Annotated in this window: 10 protein-coding genes and 4 pseudogenes; 4 read left to right on the top strand and 10 right to left on the bottom strand. The window is 62.0% G+C overall.

The annotated features are described in order from the left end of the window. Nucleotides 1-495 precede the first annotated feature (495 nt). Entirely contained in the window at nucleotides 496-1,401 is a 906-nt protein-coding gene (locus QMG86_RS15665; protein WP_281880381.1) for a hypothetical protein, read from the top strand. Nucleotides 1,402-2,035: 634 nt separating this feature from the next. Beyond that, nucleotides 2,036-2,807, top strand: a pseudogene (locus QMG86_RS15660) (IS3 family transposase); the annotation flags it as partial. Between the two features lie 45 nt (nucleotides 2,808-2,852). On the opposite strand, the gene QMG86_RS15655 reads toward QMG86_RS15660, so the two are convergent. Next, nucleotides 2,853-4,138, bottom strand: a protein-coding gene (locus tag QMG86_RS15655; RefSeq protein WP_281873976.1) for an IS3 family transposase whose coding sequence is annotated in 2 segments (ribosomal slippage) — nucleotides 2,853-3,865 and nucleotides 3,865-4,138 — 1,287 coding nt in all. Because the reading frame shifts where the segments join, the coding sequence is not laid out codon by codon here. A gap of 61 nt (nucleotides 4,139-4,199) precedes the next feature. Between QMG86_RS15655 and QMG86_RS15650 the strand changes: the two are divergent. After that, nucleotides 4,200-4,536: pseudogene (locus tag QMG86_RS15650) on the top strand (integrase core domain-containing protein); the annotation flags it as partial. Nucleotides 4,537-4,561: 25 nt separating this feature from the next. On the opposite strand, the gene brxL reads toward QMG86_RS15650, so the two are convergent. From brxL to QMG86_RS15615, 7 genes are read right to left on the bottom strand one after another with little or no spacing between them, the layout of a single operon-like run. Continuing rightward, on the bottom strand, nucleotides 4,562-6,700 hold the full coding sequence (gene brxL, locus QMG86_RS15645; RefSeq protein ID WP_281880380.1) for a BREX system Lon protease-like protein BrxL: 2,139 nt from the start codon (nucleotides 6,698-6,700) through the stop codon (nucleotides 4,562-4,564). 10 nt (nucleotides 6,701-6,710) lie between these two features. Further along, nucleotides 6,711-9,212, bottom strand: a complete 2,502-nt coding sequence (gene pglZ, locus QMG86_RS15640; RefSeq protein WP_281880378.1) for a BREX-1 system phosphatase PglZ type A — start codon at nucleotides 9,210-9,212, stop codon at nucleotides 6,711-6,713. Then, nucleotides 9,209-9,436 (bottom strand): hypothetical protein, encoded by a 228-nt coding sequence (locus QMG86_RS15635; RefSeq protein ID WP_281880376.1) that lies wholly within the window; start codon nucleotides 9,434-9,436, stop codon nucleotides 9,209-9,211. Before QMG86_RS15635 ends, pglZ begins: the two co-directional genes overlap by 4 nt. A gap of 1 nt (nucleotide 9,437) precedes the next feature. After that, nucleotides 9,438-12,962 (bottom strand): BREX-1 system adenine-specific DNA-methyltransferase PglX, encoded by a 3,525-nt coding sequence (gene pglX, locus QMG86_RS15630; RefSeq protein WP_281880375.1) that lies wholly within the window; start codon nucleotides 12,960-12,962, stop codon nucleotides 9,438-9,440. 16 nt (nucleotides 12,963-12,978) lie between these two features. Beyond that, complete coding sequence (gene brxC / locus QMG86_RS15625) at nucleotides 12,979-16,500, bottom strand: BREX system P-loop protein BrxC (RefSeq protein ID WP_281880373.1); 3,522 nt, start codon at nucleotides 16,498-16,500, stop codon at nucleotides 12,979-12,981. Continuing rightward, entirely contained in the window at nucleotides 16,497-17,105 is a 609-nt protein-coding gene (locus tag QMG86_RS15620; protein ID WP_281880371.1) for a DUF1788 domain-containing protein, read from the bottom strand. The genes brxC and QMG86_RS15620 overlap by 4 nt, the downstream gene beginning before the upstream one ends. Beyond that, the gene (locus QMG86_RS15615; RefSeq protein ID WP_281880369.1) at nucleotides 17,102-17,740 is read right to left on the bottom strand and encodes a DUF1819 family protein; all 639 of its coding nucleotides are present in this window, start codon (nucleotides 17,738-17,740) and stop codon (nucleotides 17,102-17,104) included. The genes QMG86_RS15620 and QMG86_RS15615 overlap by 4 nt, the downstream gene beginning before the upstream one ends. Before the next feature lie 246 nt (nucleotides 17,741-17,986). Here QMG86_RS15615 and QMG86_RS33725 point away from each other — a divergent pair. Next, a pseudogene (locus QMG86_RS33725) lies at nucleotides 17,987-18,136 on the top strand (Rieske 2Fe-2S domain-containing protein); the annotation flags it as partial. A 9-nt stretch (nucleotides 18,137-18,145) separates the two neighbouring features. Here the strand turns inward: QMG86_RS33725 and QMG86_RS15605 are convergent. Then, nucleotides 18,146-19,462: a recombinase family protein gene (locus QMG86_RS15605; protein WP_281880367.1), complete on the bottom strand. Its 1,317-nt coding sequence runs from the start codon at nucleotides 19,460-19,462 to the stop codon at nucleotides 18,146-18,148. Nucleotides 19,463-19,487: 25 nt separating this feature from the next. Next, nucleotides 19,488-19,949 (bottom strand): annotated as a pseudogene (locus tag QMG86_RS33570) (IS3 family transposase); the annotation flags it as partial. Between the last annotated feature and the right edge of the window lie 473 nt (nucleotides 19,950-20,422).

Here is a 20,422-nt window from a genome sequence, read left to right as displayed (position 1 = left end):
CGAATGACGATGTCAGCAGCTGCAGGTAGTCCCGTGGTGCGGCGAGCGGGTGGATTCGTCGGGTACGAGTACGTCCAGGCGCTCGTTCACTGCTGCGCTGCATCTCACCCAGGCCGTGCGCCGCCTGCACCACTCGGCCGGGGGCAGTCAGATCCCAGGTGGAGCTTCGACCTCCGCTATGGGCTGCCACATCTCCGCCAGCAGGTGCACGATCCGGGCAGGGGAGTTGTCGTAGGTATGGACCACAACGGCGTTCCCGCCGACCGCGACCGACCGCTCCCCCGACGCCTGCACACCGGCAGCGGCTGCGGGAACGTCGGACTGCCGCGGCGCAACGAACACACCATAATGCCGTGGTTCGTGCATTTCACGCGGCCTCGGCACGGAGAGGACCGAATACTGTTCCGGTATCCGTCATGTTGTTGCGGCTGGCATGATCGCGACGGGGCGAGAAACTGGCTGCTTCATGAGGGGTATGCGTGCAAAATTGATCGAATGGGTGACAAAACCGACTCTGAGGCGCGGCTCGCAGTGGTCGAAGAATGGCTCGCGTCACTTCGCCAGGGCCTGGTCGTCGGCGACTTGACGTGGGAGGCCGTAGCGTCAGACCTTCGTCTACTTGCGGTGAATTACATCATTCGGCGTCAACTCGAAGCTCTTGAAGCCACTGTGGTGTTGGCGAAGTCTGGCTTCGGTCATCTGGCCGGGGGGTTCATCCGGCCCGCCCTCGACGAGCTGCTATGGATCGACTGGATCAAAGACCTCCCGAAGGCCGCAGCGCACGAGCTACTCCTCGACTTGGGTCGATACGACGCGGTGCGCTCATTGGTTGCCCAGCGTGACTTTGTAGGTGATCAAGTGATGCAGCAACTCTGGTACCCGGTGGCATTCTTGGACACGGTAGCGGACCAGGAGAGCGAGTTGAAGGGTGAGCTGAAGAAGCGCGGCGAAGCTCTCGGGTGGGGGAAACGTGTGTCTCCGCCTGCGGACTGGGTCGCGGAGCGAACCGGCCGAGGGCCTCTCTATCGCTATCTTCACAGCGCTACGAGTAGGTCGCTGCATTTTTCGATGGGCGAAGTCATGAGGAACGGATGGGGTGAGACCCGGGGGGTGCTCACCACCATCAAGCCCGAGTTCCGGAGTAACCGAGCTGATTTCGCCCTCTATCAGCTTCCCCGACTGTTCCGGGACACACTGGTTACGTGCGACTCGCTGCATGAAGCGGCTGGGATTGAATTCGAGGTCGAAGATGATGGGCAAGCGAGACGAATTCTCACCGCGAGTGAGAGTCTCGCAGCGTGCGGCGCTATACCGCTCGTACACGCTTACGAGTGGAATCTCGGTCCTGACGGTCCGGTCGGATCTCGAGTCGAGATTAATGCCCCACTTGAAGGAGATTGACCGGACGGACGCGCCGTATGTCTGCGCTGTTCGTGCGGACCGGAACTGCTGGCAGGACGCAATACCCAGCGCCCAGCCGAACATCCGCTACTGCCGCCGGTCAGGGTGATGATCGGCGTACCGGTCGCGGGGATCAACAGATGCGTGCCGAGCTGCGCTGGCGGGCCGTGCCCACCCGGCCGCCGATGAATCCAGGACGATTCTGGACCTACCTCCACACGCCTTCACCCGGTTCGACACCGAGTTCGGACAACCACGCCCCGACGCGGTCAACTACACGCGCTACGCCGTGACCAGCAGCGGCCGAATCGTCGTGCCGGGACCAGGTGGTCGGTCCGGTCTCATTTATGGGACGGCCCAGCACCTTGAGGTCGCCGGTGTGACCACGCTCGACGAGGTTCGGCGAGCGTGATCAGCCCAGCCGGGCACCCGCCTCAACAGCCCGAACACGCGGCAAATCACGCGCCTTCTGTAGAAATCTGTTGAAAGACAGCCGGTAGCGATGACGGCCAACCTGCACGGTTAGGCCCGTCCTGTTTCCGATCTCGGAATGATGTCAGCCCTCTGACCTGACCCCGTGAGGTCGGTCCATCGGCTGTGTGGGTCTTGCGGCCCACGGGAAGGCTCGATGGCGATGACCACGAGGAAGAGGCACACCCCTGAGCAGGTCGTGCGCAAGTTGACCGAGGCCGATCGGCTGCTCGGCGAGGGCAGGACGTCGCGGATGTGTGCCGGGCGTTGCAGATCACCGAAGCCACCTACTACCGGTGGCGTAACCAGTTCGGCGGACTGAATGCCGACGACGCCAAGCGGTTGAAAGACCTCGAACGCGAGAACACCACGCTCAAGCGGCTTTTGGCCGAAGCGGAGTTGGAGAAGGCGGCGTTGAAGGAGATCGCCAAGGGAAACTTCTAGACCCGGAACGTCGGCGGGCGGCCGTAGCGCATCTGATGCGCCTCATGGGCGTCAGCGAACGGTTCGCCTGCCGGGTGACCGGGCAGCATCGCAGTACCCAGCGCCGTCCTGCGGGCGCGCAGCAGCCCACGGATCGCGATGCCCCGTTGCGGGCATGGTTGCGTGACTGGGCACGCAACCATCCACGGCAAGGGTTCCGCCGCGCCTACCACGACGCCCGCGGCGAGGGCTGGACGGTGAATCACAAGAAGATCCAACGCCTGTGGCGGCAGGAAGGGTTACGGGTGCCGCAGCGACGGCGCCGTAAACGAATCGGTGACTCGACGGTCACGGCGGTGACCGCGGACGCACCGAATCGAGTGTGGGCAGTCGATTTCCAGTTCGACGCCACCGATGACGGCCGTCCAGTCAAGATCGTGTCCATCGTCGATGAGCACACCCGCGAATGCCTGGGCGGGCTGGTCGAACGCTCCATCACCGCCGACCGGCTCATTGAACCGCCCCGGCTTTCCTGCCGGTGTTTTACGAGCCGATAGTCACTCGGCCCATCGGTCTGTGTCAGCGTAGTGCGCTGCCTCGTACTCGGTCGGTGAGATCATGCCCAGACTCGAATGCAAGCGCCGGTTGTTGTACCACTCGACCCATGCCGCGGTCGCGTACTCGACATCGGCGATCGTCTTCCACGGACCGTCGTGGAACACCGCCGTGCGGATGCATTCGGCCTTATAGAGGCCGTTTATGGTCTCCATCAGGGCGTTGTCGTAGGCGTCGCCGACGCTGCCGATCGATGGGCTGATGCCCTCGATCCGCAGATGCTCGGTGAAGCGGATACTGGTGTATTGAGACCCCGCATCGGAATGGCATGTCAACTGACCTCTTTCGACCGGATTACCTTCATGGCCACGGCGCCACAGCGCCATCCGTAACGGCACATCGACCAGCTCGACGTCCCGTTTGATCGAGGCATGCCAGCCCACGATCTTCTGGGAGAAGCAGTCCACAATGAACGCGACATACGAAAACGACTGATACGTCCGCACATACGTGAAATCTGTCACCCACTTCCGGTCCGGCGCGACCGCGGTGAAGTCCCGGTCAAGTAGATCAGGTGCTCTGGTGTCGGCCGGGTTCGAGATCGTGGTCCTGGCTCGTTTACCACGCACGACACCGGTCAAGCCGAGCGAGCGCATGGCTCGGTCGACGGCCCCGAACCCGGCGTCGGGGAACAGGGTCCGGCGGATGAGAGCCAGCATCTTGCGCCGGCCATAGAGCCCTTCCGGGGTCAGCACACGCTGCCCGGCTGCGGTGGTGGTGAACGCCAGGGTCCGGATCGCGTCCTGGATCAGGGCGTCGGTCACGGTCCTGGCCGCCGGCCTGTTCCCGGGTCCAGCCGGGGCACACCAGGCCCGCAAGGTTCGTGCCGCGATCTTGAGCCCAGCGGTGCTGAGGGCGATCAAGATCGACTCGACGGCGTGACCAGCAGCGCGCATCTGGTCGGTGAATGCCACGATCAGCGGTTTCGGGGGTCGAGTTCCCCCGCGAAGAAAATTGTCGCCGATTTCAGGATGTCGTTGACCTCACGCAGCCGCTTGTTCTCCGCCCGCAACCGGCGCAACTCGTCGCGTTCGTCGCTGGTCACACCCGGCACCTGGCCCGCGTCGATCTCTTCCTGCATCACCCAGCGCCGCACCGATTCCCGGGACACGCCGAGGGACTCGGCGACCTGGACATGCACGGCACGCTCGGTCGAGTACTCCGAGCGGTGCTCCCGCACAAGCCTGACGGCCTGGCTCCGAAGCACTGGGTCGATCTTTTTGGGCATGGCCCATATCCTTCCTGCTACCCCATAACGGGGCGGCAGAAAAGCGGGGGCGGTTCACATCGACGAACTCGACCGCATCGCCACCGGCCGCGGATACCCGGCCGCGCTGCGCAGCGACAACGGCCCGGAACTGGCATGCCAGGCGATGCGGGACTGGGCCGGTGAACGCGTCGGCTTGGCGTTCATCCCACCCGGACAGCCTTGGCGCAGGCGGCTACATCGAATCGTTCAACGGCCGACTGCGCGACGAATGCCTCAACATCAACCCTTTCTGGTCGCTGACCCAAGCCCGCGTCGTGATCAGCGACTGGAAGGACGACTACAACCACTACCGCAGGCACTCAGCCCTGGGCTATCAAACCCCCGCAGGCTACGCTGCTGCCTGCATCCACCGATAGCCGACTCACACTCACGATGGACCTATCAACGGGGTCCCGTCACCTCATCTCGAATGTAGGTCACTCCGAAGGCGCGAACCTGGCGGAACTCCTGACGGGTACTACCGAAGTCGAACCAGCCGCCTTCTTGCTTCTGGAAGATGTCCAGACCACGACCGAGGTTGATGCGCCATCCATTGTTGGTGCGGATCCAGCGGTCGTGACCCCCGGGGTCCTTGGCCACTTCTACCTTTATCCCCTGCTGGGCGGATCCCTGAACGATCTGGTGGAGCATCTGCAACTGCTTCTTCTGTTTGTCAGGATCATCTTCGAGGAGGGTGAACAGCTTGAACAACACCTCCTCAGCAGGGTCCTTCGCCGACGCGATCAACGCCAGCAACTCGACCAGGTTCCGGCCTTGGTGACTCATCCGGATATACGGGTCGTGCAACTCGATCTCCGTCGCACCACGCAGATACGGCATGAGAAGGGTCTCGTAGGAGACTCCGCGCTGGTTCTCGACGAAGTCCCGCTGCCCTTGGTACAACTCCTCCTTGACCGTAGCCGAAGCAGCCGCGGTCGCCGGCGTAGCCGGATCCGCAGCTTCCTCATCGACGTCCCCTGTACTCGGTCGTCCACGGTGATAATGCCCCGGGTACTCGTCTTCCTCCAGCGTGGTGACGGCCGTCCATTCGCCGGCCAGCGGCCGGTAGCCGAAATTCACCGCGACCATGGTGTCGTCGATACGCAGGATCTGGTCTTTCACACGCTTACGTCCCTCGATCGCGAAGCGCAGGGTCTCCTCGATCTCCTCAGCGGTGGCTTTCTCATGCGGGTAGAGCAGCTTCATGAGACCGGAGAAGGTCTTGTGGATGCCGTCGCGGTCGCGGCTCGAGATGTCTGAGCCAAGCGTGAAATGCGGCTGGTAGCGGTCGGAATAGTCGAGGTCCCGCATCGACTTGAGCACCTCGGCGATGTAGTCGACGACAAATCCATACCCGGTGGAGAACATGTCGCCGCGGATCGTGTCGAATTCCCAGCCAGGGATGTAGCAGTGCAGCCGGTCGAGGTAGGCCGGGTCGTGGTAGCTCTCGGGGAGCTCGTCGAAAAGGTCGGAGTGCTTGAGCATGTACGGCACGGTGTGCGAGGTATTGCCCACGAACACCATCGATGCCTCTGCGCCGAGGGTCTCGACTCCACGGGAGAACGACTTGTTCGCCATGTAGTTCTTCATGATGTCGACGAGCGCCCTGTCGGTGCGCTTCTTCTTGCCCGCGAACTCGTCGAAGGCAACTACGTCCCAGTAACCGACGAGCCCGAGGCGGCCGTTGGCGTTGTTGACGAACAGCTTGGGTACGGTGACCTCTCCGCCGGAGATCAGCATGCCGTGAGGCGAGAACTCCGAGTAGATGTGCGACTTGCCGGTTCCCTTCGGGCCGAGCTCGACAAGGTTGTAGTTGCGCTCAACGAACGGGATGAGGCGAATGAGCTGGAGTAGCTTGGCGCGACGGCCGAACTTCTCCGGGTCGAAGCCGATCGACTGGATCAGCAGATCTATCCACTCGTCCGTGGTGAACTTCGCCCGCGCATCCAGGTAATTCTGATAGTCGAAGTTCGACATCTGGATCGGCTTCAAGCTGCCGAGAATCCATGGCACGGCACGGGGGTCGTCGCTGTGGAAGTATTCGATGTCGCACAGGCACCACACGCCACTGACGAGCAGCTTCTGATTCGCGTTGACGGTGCCCGGGTCCACGAGAACTCCGCTGATTCCGAGGTTGGCGAAGGATGCCTGGTAGACGTCATCTTTCTCGTTGAGGGTGACGCTCACCTTGTCGATGATCCGGAAGCGGCCCTTTTCACGAATGCGCGACTTGACCAGTTCGGACTCGTTGCGGTGCACGTAATGCTGGGCCAGGATTTCTCGCACCTTGTCGATGCCTGCCCGGATCGTGGCCTCATCGTCGGAGGCCGCGTACTGACCGAGCAGGTACTCCAACACGTAGGAGGGTACGATCGCGTTGCCCTTGACCGCCTTGACCAGGTCCTTGCGGACCACGGCGCCAGCGAAATGCTCGTTGATCTTGCGATCCAGATCGCTGGGCTGCCCCGTTGCGTGCGGCGCCTCGGCTTCCAGAACGTCCTCGATGGGCGCGGCCTGGTCCAGGTCGATGTTTTCGCTCACCGTCGCTCCCTTAGAAGTCGAAGTCCGTTGTGAAGGAACGTTTGATCGTGTACGGCACGCTCTTGTACTTCTTCCACTGATCGGTGCCCTCAATCGGCTCCAACAGGCGGAATTCCACACCTTGGTTGTTCGCATCGTCCGCGTCCTTGCTCAGCAGGAGCCGAACGCTCTGGAATCGGTCACGCCCCTGGTCGCTCGCCGAGTCGAACATCATCTCTTGTTCGTTCGAGATCAGCTGGTCCCCGAAGTACAGCCCGGCACGCAACCGTCGTGCAGTGCGGTGCGGTTCGACCTTCATCGACTGGTAGAGCTTGACAACAATCTGACCCGTGGTGATCTTGTCGGACTCAGGGTGGATGTCGACGTTGACTGGCTCGACTGTGTTGTTGCGTCTCTTGTTGATCGAGACGACCGGCACCACGATCTCCTGGAGCGATGCTCCCCCGTGCACGAACTGGAACCCGGCACCTGCCTTGACGATCCGGTGGATCGAATTCGGAATCTGCACCTCGAGATCGCCGGACAGCCCCAGCTGATCCGGTTGGAAGGTCCGGAATCCGGCATCCTCCTTCAGACCACGGCCCAGCACGTAACGGCGCTTCTCTGCAACGATCTCATCACCTTGCGGCTCGACGGTGAGGTTGAACTGCGGCGCCAGTTTGGAGCGCTGATAGAGGAAGCCGTGATCCGCGGTGACAAAGATGTTCGTGGCGTTCGCGTTGGCGAGCTTCTTCACGATATCGACCAGCTGATCGAGTGCTTCTGCCACTGCTGAAAAGGTGCGGTGTTCCGATTTCGCGCTGTCTCCCGTGGCGTCGATCGTGTCGTGATAGACGTAGAGTACCTGGTGGGATGAATACAGTTCTCGCCGCTCGGCCGGCTTCATCTCCACGAAGTCTTTCGCTTGGACAGCGACGCCCCCCACTGCGTTCAGAATCTTGTTGCGGTTCGCCGAACCGTCGGATTTCAGCCCATCGACCAGAACCGGATCACCCGCCGGAGAATGCGCCAGGGTCTTGTGCGGTAGGAGCGCCGCCATGCCCAGCTGTGTGTAGCTCGGCAGCACACCCAGCAGTGCCTCGATCTTGGCTTCGAACTTGTTCTCACCACGGATCTTCGAGGTCAACTCCTCGGCGATCTCGTAACGCATCGCGTCGGAGATCACGACGACGGCCTTCTTGTGACCACCTTTGGTGAGTTGCGCGACGTACTGGTCGTAGAACGAGGATTGAGAGGTCACGGCGGGCGTACGCCACTGCTCGATCGCGTCGACCTGCTGCTGCCAGCATATGCCGAGCGGGGCCAGGAAGTTCGTGACGTAGGCAGCCTCGACCCGGCCCGCCAACTCATCGAGCGGCTGCTTGAACTCGGCCGTCAGGTACGCGTGGGTGAACTGGCGGTAGCGCTGATCGATACGGAACAGCTCGTCACGGTACCGCGTGATCCCCTCGTCGAAGCTGGTGAAATCCAGTCGGCCGGTGCGGATCGCGGGCAGAAGCTCGGCGGCTGCCGCCAATGCCTCGTAGAGGATGGCGTAGTCCTCGAACCAGAAGCTGTCACGACGGCGGGTGCCGATGGCTTCGAGAACATCGCGCTGCGGCATCGTCTGGTTGACGAGCCCATCGACCAGACGGCGGATTGTCTCCCGCTCAGCGGCTTCGAAGATATCGGCGTCCCTGAGCGCGTCCCACGGGATTTCAGCGACTCCCTCCTGGTAGCCGAGGTCCTCCTCGGCCTTGCGGGCGAGTACCTTGATCGCGGTCGCGCTGCGTTTGGAGTCCCGGAAGCTACGGAAATCGATTGCGAGGTTGCGGGCACGCTTCGACGAGGTGACGTCGAAGCCATCGCGAGCCTGCCGGAACATCCACAGAATGAAGCCCGGCACTGTCGGTGACTCCGATCGGTACCCATAGATGTGCTTCGCGCCGGTCCAGTGGAAGTCGGCGAGCCCATACTGGGAGAGAGCGTCGAAACCGTCCGAGCTGTCCTGTGCCTGTTGAACCAGCAGGGTACGTGTGAGCTCGGAGAAGCTGTGCTCCTTCTGCCCGATCGCGACAGCGCACATCTTCGCCCGCACCGTCACGAGATCATCACTCGGAGCGAGCAACGCCTTCAGTTTGTCGACCAACGTGGCGTCAGCGAAGAACGAGGCATGCTCGGCGATGAGCGCGTCGGCACCAGGCTGGGTCAGCCCCAGGCCGGCCCGCATGAGCTCACCACGATCTGCCGTGAACACGGGTCCATAGGCCAACTCGAGGTCCAGCAACCAGTTCCCTGCCCCTTCAGCGACGGGTCCAGAGCGGTAGAGCAGAAATCGAGTCGTCGTATCCTCGCGGAGCACACGATGCTTGACGGCGAACTCATTGTCCTCGATGCGCAGCATGGTGACGTCACTCGGCAAGTGGCTCTCAAGGTCAGCCGCGTATCCGCCCTCAGGGTCGTGCCACACGACGATGCGTTGCCCGGCGAAGCGGTCCACGAGATGGCTGGAGATCGTGGGCGTCTTGCTCATTCGTGGTCCTCGTCATCTCGGCGGCTGCCGAATTGGCGACGCGCAAGCCCGTACTCCGCGCGCTGCTGCTGGATCCTCTTGGTGTCGATCAGGTGTCTGATTTGCCAATTCATCAGCGCCAACGCCGCGTTCGCTGGCGGCGCGACAGCCGACCCGGCCGTCTCGATCAGCGCAGAGCCCTGCTCGAACGGGCCTGCCGCGCTCGGTCCACCGGCGGACTTCAAGTCACCCATCCGATGCCTCCAGACCGGTGATCTTCCTCAAAGCTGGATAGAGCTTTGGGTAGTTCACCCTCACGCCGTTGTCGAGGTCGATCTCTACTCTCTGGATGTCCAACGGGTAGAGGACGTCATGCTCGTAGTCGCGCAGCTCGGCGAGGATCGCGCGCAGGCGATCAGCTTCTTTCTGCGCTTTCGCCGATGCGCCACCGGCAGAGGCTTCCTCAGCGCGCTGGAGCGCGACCTCGAGCTTCGCTCGGTATTCACGGAGGTACTCGTTCAGGACCGTCGACACCGTTGACGGGGTGTAGCGGTGCATGTAGACCAGCGCGTTGAACGATCCCTTGGAAGAGGAGAACATCCAATAGATCGGGCGCTTCTTATAGCGTTGCACGTGATCCTCGTAGAACCTCGACCTCGCGACATTTTTACCGGCTGGGTTCGACTTCGCGATGAAGTAGTCCCGAATCGTCTTGACGCCCAGGGATTCCTCCACGAAACGGAGGTTCTTCTCGAAGTGCTCCGCTCCGAAGGCTGTACGCAGAAACTGCCGGATCCGCTCGACGATGTCGTCCTCGAACCAGCCGTCGTCAACGAACGGGATGACATTGTCGGCATCCGGCAGGAACGTGGGCGACGGCACCTTCGCGAGGTAGTCCTGAAGCGTCGCGCCCTGGTCCGCCAGGATCAGACCCGGCGCGTCGATGCTGTAGCGACCAAACATGCACCCCACGGCGTGGGAGAACAACTCTTTAACGAAATCAGCACGTTCCAAGGCCTCGTACTCGGTGTCCGATTTACCAGGGCCGTACCGGAATTCAACATTGCGATTCAGGGACACGCGGTGGAGTGGCACCTCGATCTGCACCTCGTCTTGCAGTCCGTATGCCTCGGCAACGACACGGTTGTTCGCTGTCTCGCGTGCCCGTTGCTCGCGAGCAATTTGAGATTGTCTCACCGACCACGCAGCGTAGTGTTCGGACAGCGTCTGTCCAGATACCCTCGTAGCCATCCACGATGGAGTTGTGAAGCTCCAAGACGTCTCGAAATCGTCCCAGTCCGCCTGCGATACCTTTACTGCACCTTCCGAAATTCTCGCCCGTTGTGCTGAGCCCGAGTCAAATACAGGCAACTGTGCAATCTGACCTCCGTCAAAATGCAGAGTCGGCGCCACTGCCTGCAAAATAGCGTGAGCCACACTAGAATTAGCCAGCGAGACAAACGAGTACCGAGTGCTGGCGTCGTCAAAGAAGAGCGATGGCCCAACATCGTTGTATATGAACCCATGTGGATACACGCGAAAGGCGGGATCTCCTGAGCTAATCCTTGACCATGAGACAGATGGTTGAAAATAGGTGGAAGGATTACGGATAACCGACTTTGGTCGCAGCGAAAGCAGCTCTCGACCATCATTTTCCCAGTCCACCAGATGTTCTTGGTTCCCCCACCATTTTCGGAACTCGCCACCCTTGTTGTGAGGAAACCACCGCGCAGCAGACTCTCTGGCCTCAGCTCTGCTCTCACACCCCAGCAATATTCGGCGTAATTCTACCTCCCACCAGGAGCGTAGAAACCGACCATTATCTGCGGTCGACAGACCTTGTCGAGGCGCTGCAACTTCCTTCAACGGTCGCCCCTTGGCAAAAGCGGCACGCATGGCGTCGGAGAGCCAGTACGCGATCGGTGAGCCAGGTACTTTGGTGAAATCCTCGGACGTTGCCGTAAATCGCCACTCACATTCGGGGTCTTTGATTGCTTCGATGAGACGCAGACATTTCTCTTCTTCATTCAACGACGTCAAGCGAACGAAGGGAGCTTGCCGTCCCGGCGAGTTGGTCATCGCGAGAATGAAGGCGGCGTTTGCGCCAAAGACGTCAGGGTGGTTGGAGACATCTCGAAGGTGGACAAAACTGTCAAACGAGTGGCCTGCGAGGATGTCTTCTCGCAGGCCCTTAAAGCTCACGATCGACATCCACGTATCGCCGATTACCTTCCCGACCATGCCTCCTTGAGAGACGAGATCCATCGCGCGGAGGACGAAGCAACCGTAGAGATCTTGTTTACCATCGGCGTACTCGCTCTTAACGAAATCCACCAGTCGAGCGTCCATGTTCTTGCTGCCCATGTAGGGCGGGTTTGCCACCGCAATCGCGTACTTGCGACTGAGGATCGCGGCCTGCGCGACGACCTTGTGTGCCTGGTCCAGCGTCTCGAAAAGGAGCGTCCCTTCCTGCTCCTTCAAATCTTCCACTACGCTGGCTGCTCGCTTGGCCTCTTCGGCGTCCGGTTGAATCAGTGCACCGAGCCGGTCGGCGTCGCGGAACTGATTCCAGAACGCCTCCTCCGCGCGCCGCTCGCCGTCCGCGGTCACCAGGAGGTCCAGTTCATCGGGTCCGAACGAGATCGGTTCGATGACGCAGATCTTGGGCTTCACCTGCGATCGGGTGAAGAAGCGCCGGTCCCGGTCGCGTGCCTTCATTGTGAGCGCAAAGGCTGCCAGTGATCCTGCGCGGAGGTCGATCTCGGTGCCGTGGAGGTTGTGGGCGAGGATCAGGCTCGGGATTTCCGAGGGGGCGTAACCTTCTTCTTCGTAGATTGCGTAGAGCAGGTCGAAGGCGTATGTGAGCATATGGCCCGACCCGCAGGCCGGGTCGATCACCGTCAGTTCCTCGGGGCCGTTGATCTCGAGGAAGTCGGTTATTTTGTCGACCGGGGCTATGTAATAATCCATCTGGTCGACGAGGCGCGAGGTCGGCCGGTTGAGCATCCACAGCCTGCCGAGCGAGTTCTCAACCAGGTAGCGAACAATCCAGTGTGGCGTGAAGAGCTGGGTTGCCGCCGGGATCTCGTCGGCGCCGGCCTTTTTGTTCTTCTTGAAACCGGCGAAGACCTCGTCTTTCCGCTCGGAGATGTAGAACTGGTAGAGCCATCCGATCACCTCGACGTCCTTGCAGACGTCCTCCGTGAGCACCTCGCGGGCACGCGACAGAATCCCACCGTCGGCGAGAAGCCCTGACGGCACGAGGATTTCGGTGTGATCGCCTTCACGCTCGAACATGAAGGGCATGGCCTTGTTCCAGTACCGGCAGTACTCGGTCAAGAGCAGCGCGTAGGCCTCCCCTTCGGCGTCCGTACTGCGAAGGGTCCCGTCGAGCAGCCCCAGGATCGCATCGGCCATGCGGTCGTTGGTGACTACGTCGGTGTCGAGGTGTCCCCGCTTGGCGTCGGCAAGGATCTCCGGCTGTCCGTGGTCGTGGCCGTGTGCCGGCGAGACGATTCCGGCGCTCGTGTAGCTGCGGGCATCCATGTAGCGCAGTGCGATGAGCCGGTTGAACCATGTGTATGCGACCTTGTCGATCACGTGCTTCCGACCGTGCTCGGCGATCTCCCTTTCGAGTCGCTGCACCGTTTTCCCGCGCTCGCTCCGCGCGACCGAGCCAGCAGCGAGCACCGCTGAAGCCTGAGCTTCGACGGCGGCGAGCAGTTCTCGGCGGGCCCGGGTGGCGAATCGCTCCAGGGGCTTGGTATCCATGTGTTTCTCTTCCGCCTCAGAGCGTGATGCGCTTGTTGTCGTTGATCGTGGCGAGCAGCGTCGCACGGAGCCTGTCGAGGTAGGCGTCGACGTCGTCCGCGGTTTCGAGGACCTGACCGTTGCCGGGCAGCGTCAGCTTCTTGATCGACACGGTCTGCTTGGTCGGCGCCGGTGCGGGTTTCGGGGCGGGGTCGGTACCGGGCTGGGGTTTCGGTTCGGAGCTCGGATCGGGCGCGGCCTTGGCGGCTTCCAGTTCGTCGATGATCTCCGGGTAGATCGTGTCGGCGAAGTGGGCTGCGAGGTTCCTGATGGCCGGGATCTGTGTCTCCTGCCGCACCCGGTCGAGCACGGCCTGCGTTTTGCTCGTCACCGAATGCTGGGCGGTATCGGTTGCGTCGGCGTATGCCCTGCTTTGCGGCACTTGAAGCCAGTAGCCGTTGATCTTGTCGGTGGCGGCGGTACGTTCCGCGTCGATCAAGCTGTGCAACTGCTGTTCCAGGTCCTCTACCGCGGCACCGAGCTGCCGGGTCTTGTTGCCACGGAAGATCTGTGGGTCTTCCAGGGCGGATTCGACGGCGTCGGTGGCGCCGGGGACCAGGTAGGCGATGTTGGACTGGTTGCTCTGCATGAAGGCCAGGGCTTTTTCGAATATGCCGCACTGGCTGCCGTTCAGGAAGGCCTTGATCGGGTCGATCACGTTGCCCTTCGCGTCGAGCAGGTCATCAGCGTCACTGAAGTCGGTGATGAACCAGTCCGCCTTGTGTTCACACAGCTCGGCGAGCATCTGGATCGGCTCGTCCAGCTGATCGATGAACGCGAACGGTGAAGCTGTACGCAGCGTCTTCAATTCTGCGAGTTTGGCTTCCAGGCGTTCTTTGCCAGCCCGCGCTAGTTCCAATGGGTCTTTGGTGACCCCTCCGTCATCGGTGAATTCCACGACGAACTTGCGGAACGCATTCACGATCTTGGCATCGAACACCCGCTGCGGCGCGACGACCATGGCCGAGTAGCTTTGTGTGTTCCGCAGCGCACTGGTGATCTCGGTGCGAGCCAGGACCTTCCCGTTCAGTTGGATCTCGATCTTCGACTGCCCGGCAAGGTATACGACCACCGCGGCGACAGACCACTGATCCCAGCCGAACGGCTTCGCCGTGTATCGATCGATGAGCTGCCGCATGGTGACCTGCTCATGGCGCTTGCGGCGCAGCTCCAGGTGACCGAGCACGTCTCCGCCGGGAACCTCCAGGATGCTCCCCGTCTGCTGGAACAAGCCGTCACCTGCGGGGTTCACGAATTCACCCAGGCTCTGCTCATTGAAGGTCTTGCCGGCGAGCATCCCGAGGTTCTTGTACGTCGCAGCGATGACCCGCTGGAACCCCTCGTTGATCCGGGCTTGCGCGTCGGATGAGCTGACGTCCAGGACGCCGGCGTTGTGGATCAGTGTCGAGTTGCCGACCGCGGTACGCAACCGTTCGACGATTTCCTTTTCCCGTTCCGCGTTCTGAGTTCCCTTCGCTCGCAGGATCGTTTGCTCGATCGCCGTGCGGCTCGACCCCTGGGCGCGCTTGACGTACTTCTCCGTCTTCAGCAGCAGGCGCAGGTCGCCGAGGATGCGGTTGGCCTCTGCCGGGAGAACAACGCGCAGTTCGTCGAGCCCGGCGCTGTGGGCCTTGATCTGATCCAGACTGAACTCGCTTTCAGGGCTGGTGAAGTGGAGTGACAGCTCGTACTGCTTGCCATACGGCGTGCCGTCGAGCTTGTATCCGAAGGGGAAGTTCTGCCCGTTCTTGTAGGTGCTCTTGGTCAGCTTGACCACGGACTCGGCGAGCAGCTTGTTGAGCTTTCCGGAGACCTCGGAGTTGTCGATGTCGACATTCTTGATCTCCTGCTCGATTTTCTGCTCTTCATTGGTCAGATAGTCGTACAGGTCGCCGTTGCGCTGGATATAGGTCTGCGCCTCCAGTGCATTGAGGGCCGCGTTGACGTCCTTGCCCAGCTGGCCGAGATCCGTGCCGAAGTGGTCATAGACGAGCACGGTGAGGTTCCGGGCGGTGGCTTTGAAGGTGTCCACATACTTGACCAGGAACAGGGCCTTCAGCAGCCGGACGGCCAGTGGAGGAAGCGAGGGGCTGCGCTCGGCGTCGTTGATGGCCCGCTGGTTTGCGGACTTCAACGAGGCGCGGATGCCCTCGAACATCTGGTCGAAGGAAGCGAGCGTCCCCAAGGGTTTGTCGGCCAGTTCGGTGGCGACCTGCTGAACAACGCCGAGCATGGAGCGCTCACCGACGGAGCTGTTGCGGCCTTCGAAGATGTTGTGGTCGCTGATGCCTTCGATCGCGGACTGGAACAGCGGGAACTGGTAGCTCACGAATGGGTAAGTGCCCACGAAGTGGGACTCATCCCGGTAGTTCGGGTAGTGACGTCCCTCGACGAAGTCGAAAAGCGTCTTGAAGTTCGCGTGCTCGGCGCTGTAGATCGCCGCAATCTCACCTGTGGCGGACGCGGTCTTGGCGAGTAGTCGCTTCCGGATGACTTCTTCGACATCCTGACTGGTGAGCTTGAGCCGGTTCTTGAAGCGGGCCTGGATCTTGGAAAAGTCGTTGGCCTGCTGCTTGGTGCGGTCTCCGCCGACCTTCTCCATGTCCTCCTGCGAGGTGACGAAGATCCACGCGCGCCCCTTGCACTTCGTCGCAAGGGACTCCGCGATGGTCTGGAGGTTCAGCATGAGCTGGGTGTTGGTGCCGATGAACTGGCCGGCCTCGTCGACGAAGAAGTTCAGTCGGTAGCCCTCGGGCTGCCGACCCAGCCAGGCGGCGACCTCGTCAGCGAAGTCCTCGATCGAGACCTTGTAGGTCTGGCTGTACTGGCGGATGATGCCCGGGCTCTCGGAGCCGTTGACCTCGGCGAATGCCTTGTCGATGTTCCCGGTTTCCAGTGCCGCCTGTTCGCGGCCCTGCGACCACGGAATCCCTGCGATGCGCTCGAAGGCGGCCTTGAACTCGGCGTACTGACCACGGGAGTCCAGGTCGCGTTCGAAACGGGCGATGTGCCCTTGATTGCCGTAGTAGCTGCAGGACTCGTCGAAGACCTTCACGAAAACCTTGAGCAACGCGTCGTTCTGGTCCTTCGAGATCAGCGTGGCCTTCTGGTCGATGTTGAACAGAAGACTCTTGGCTGCGATCCGGTCGGCCTTCGCGATCAGGGCAGGCAGGAAGGCGTCATCGGCCTTGGCCCGGAATTGTTCCGAGACCCGGGCCCGTGGATACTCGTGGCCGTCGATATCACCGAGCAGGTGGGCGAGCATCTTCAACAGGTGTGACTTACCGGAGCCGAAGAAGCCGGAGATCCACACGCCGTTGGTGTTCGTGTAGTTGGTGTAGGCCTCCAGCACATGCTCTACGCCCTTGGCGGCCTCGTTCGTGAGGACATACTCCTCCACCTCGGTGGCGAGCTGGGAGGTGTCATCGGCCTTGATGACACCCTCGATTGCTCGGTCGATCCGCTTGGCGAAGATCTCGTTGATCGTGCGCACGCTCATGCTTCTTGCTCCAGAATGTCCTTGGCCCGGTAGTAGCTGTCGCTGGCACCGAGGTTCAGTGCGCGCAGCTGGTGACCGGCTGTCTGAGTGAACTCATAGGTGCCCGGGAACCAGACGAGCATCGGACGCCCGACCACGACGCTTTGCAGGTTCTCCAGCACCGTGTGGGTGCGGATAAAGGGAAATACCTCGCCGATGCCGGTGAGGAAGACCATGTCGCTGGGCTGCTCATCGAGCCGTGCCCGTATGGCAGGTGCGAGGTGGTCGTGCGGATCGAGCATGCCCTGCAACACGCCACGGAACTCCGACTTGTCCATCGTTGGCTCGAGGTCGAGGACGCGTTCCCAGACACCGCGGGCCTTCAACAGCTCCACGGCAAGGTCGTAGAGATTGATTTCCACGACACTGCGCCCCTCGTCGCTTTGCAGCTTCGTCTGCACACGGTCACGCATGTCGTCGACGCCGAGTGCCCATGACGGCGGGAAGTGGTAGATGAAGAACGGGACTTCCTTGGACAGGCCTTCCATCTTCAGGAACCGCTCACTGCGCAGCACGTCGTAGACGTGCTTCTCGTCGCTGACGAGGTCCCGTTGGGTGGTCCTCATAGCTGCACCTCGTGGTCGAACTCGCTGATCGGCGCCGTGGTCGGGAAGAACCGGAGGTCACTAGGGGCCCGGCGGCCGAGTAGCTCGGCGACACGCGCGGAGAGCACCGCAGGGATGATGTCCCCACTCGTGGTGCGCAGTCCTGCCTCGTGGAGCATCCGGAACAGGGTCTGGCGGAGCTTCTGACTGGTCGAAGATTTCAGCTCGTCGAGTTCCGGGTGCCACAGGCTCTTGCCGGTCAGGAAACGGTCGAAGTCCTCGGTGCTCAAGGTGGGGGTCATCAGCAGGAAACGTTCGCGGAGAACTTCTTCGGCGAAGTCGCCGATGAAGTCGTAGCGACGGCAGGCCGCAACCCACATGAGATGACGCTGCTCGGTGGGGCTTGCGTCGATGAGCAGCTCGAGCTCACTGTCGCTCAGCACGGACAGACGTTGAACGGTCTCGCGGGTGACACGAGTGCTCGATGAGGACGTGCGTGCTTGTAGCCGGTTACCCTCTACGATCCGGGTGCGAGTCTCGTCCCAGGAACGGCAACCCAGATATACCTCGGCGATCACCTCGCCCTCACGGACCAAGAGGCCGCCACTCGTGAACGATAATGCATAGCGTGCTCGTGGCTGGTCGGTCACGGCCACAGGGCGTCCTTCCTGTTTTCGGGCAGTAGATCAGGCTATAGGACCGAGCTTGCATACGGGAATGCCTGGCGCACAAGAGAAGACGCGGAGAACGCGTTGTTCGCGTACATCGACGGATTGGATCGCCGAGCAGCCGGGAACCGACCCCGCCCGTATCGTCGTCGCCGGAGCCAGCGCGGGCGGCGACTCGCCGCGGCCCTGGCCCCCGCGCCCGAGACCACGGGCCCGTCCGGCCAGCGCTGCAACTGGATCGGCCGCAAACCCGGTGACGACAGCCCCGAGCTCACCGAATACGGCAAGACGATGGCCGATTTCGTCATCGACCAGTTCGAAGCCGACCTCCGCATCTGGGCACACCAGCGTTACTCGGAGCCACCTGCGTTGTCACGCAAGGAATCCAGGGATTCACCGCAATCGTCGGTATCGAGCCGGTCGACTTCGATCGCCAACCGACCGCCCGAAACCGCAGCTCGTCCCATTCCCATGTTCACAACGCCCCGCCGAGGGCGCTGTGAACATGGAAATGACCGGCTCTCCGGACGCGATCATCGCAACCCTCACATTGAGTACGTGCCCACGATCACCAGGCGTTTTCCAGTTGCCCATGTTTTGTGTGCCCCGCCGAGGGCTCCAACCTGGGACAGTCAGCCACCCACGACCAGAACTTTTCGCTGGTACAGCGCGTGTGCGTAGTGGTCGACTCCCCCTCCGGACACCAGTGCTAACCCCACAGGGGGTGGCACCAACGATTGCGAGTTGCTGTTGGTGCTGGTAGCGCACTTCTAAGGCCAAGGCTCGGTACAACCGGGCCTTATCGGCCGGATCTCCCGCAGCGAGCACCGCGCGGATGTCGCCGAGGGATTCGATCAACTTCCGGATCTCGGTTTCTGTGAGCAGGTTGATCTTGGGCAGGCTCTTCAACTCGGCTTGAGCTGCCGCTTTGCCCGCCTGTGCCGTGTTCATCGCCGTGACGAGGGCTTGCGGATCGACTGCGGCCTCGATGGCGGCGAGGTGACGCGCGAGTCTGGCCTCAGCGTCAGTGATCCGTTGCCGAAGCGTTCGTCGCTGAACGTTGGTGTCATCGGTGTCTTGGGCGGCCGCGAGCGCCGCGATGGTCTTCTCGCGGTGTTCGCGATCGAACAGGCTCGCCAGCCAGCTGTCGATCGGCCCGACGACGACATCTTCGCGCAGGTTCACTGTCCGGGGATGGTCTTGCAAGTCCGGACTGTCGGGGGCGATGGTTTTGGCGCGGCATCGGTAGTACACGGCGTCACCAACCAACTCCGCCTGCATCTTTCGACCACAGCCAGCGCAGCGCACGAGGCCGCTCAGCAGATACGGGCGCAGACCGCTGGATGCTCTGTCGCGTCCGAGCTTGGCGCGGGTGCGGTTGCCGCCGCCGGCACGCTGGCGTCGCAGCAGTTGAGCCTGGGTGAAGGTTTCTACCGAAATGATGGCTGGATGCGCAGGGCTTTTCGAGCGAACGATGCGGTGGGTGGGCGAGCGCCGGAACCGGGTGACGTTACCGGCGGCAGCGTCGTCGGGATCGAGGAGTTCTTCGTGCTTGGTCCAACGCCCGAACACCGCGTAGCCGGTGTATCGGGGATTCTGCAGGATCGCGGCTACCGTTCCGGCCTGCCAACCGTCCTTGGCGCGGTGGCGGTTCTGCTCCGGTCGATGCGCTGACGGACACGACCAGTTCGGCGCGTAGATGGTCTGCAATCGACCAGCCGACGACGCGCCGGGAGAACGCATCGAGCACGACGGCGCAGTACACCCGGCCTTCGCTGGTGCGGTGCTGAGTCAAGTCCATGCACCACAACCGGTCCGGATCATCGGCGCTGAAGCGGCGGTTGACCAGGTCCGGGTGCGGACTGGCCAGCGGATCTCGCGTGGTGCAGCCGCGACGGCGGCGGAAAATTCCGGCCAGCCCAGCGCTGCGCATCAGCCGGGCCACACGTTCGCGACCCACTCGAATCCGCTGACCGAGCCGCAACTCGGCATGCACCCGCGGAGCACCGTAGGTACCGCGCGACGCGATGTGGACCTCGGTGATCGTGGCGGTGAGTTCACGATCAGCGCGAGCACGCGCAGACTCGCCCCGCTGCTTCCACTCGTAGTACCCGGAGGTCGACACCCGCAGCACACGGCATGACACCGTGACCGGAATGCCGGCTTCGGCCAGTTGCGCGACCACCGGGAACACCATTTTGGGAGGACTTTCTCCCGCGCGAAGTAGGCCGCAGCCTTACGCAGCATCTCGTTCTCCAGTTCGAGTTGCCGAGTCCTTCGCCGCAGCTCAGCCAGTTCCTTACGTTCAGCGCTGGTCACGCCCTCCTGGGCGCCCTCATCGATATCGGCACGTCGCGGCCAGTTCCGCAGGCACGATTCCGAGATCCCCAAACCCTTCACAATTCGGCTTCAGCTGAAGCGTGCGTTCTCAGATCGAGCGCTTCTCGGCATTATCGGACGTTCAAACACCTCGGTGCCATCCGATAGCGCGAAACGCCGCCGCCACTCATCGCTGCGAGTCACACAAATCCTGTGACTGACGGGGCGATCGGTGAAAGCGTCGGCGTCGGGGTCGGCGGCTCGGGGGCCCGGTGACAGAGGTCTTGTAGGGTATCGGTTCGTTGGCGGACTGAACTCGGGGGTTGTGATGGCGCGCAGAGGTTTACGACG

It is taken from the genome of Nocardia sputorum (assembly GCF_027924405.1).
GTDB classification, from domain to species: Bacteria; Actinomycetota; Actinomycetes; order Mycobacteriales; family Mycobacteriaceae; genus Nocardia; species Nocardia sputorum.
This window is presented reverse-complemented; position numbering and strand designations above follow the sequence as displayed.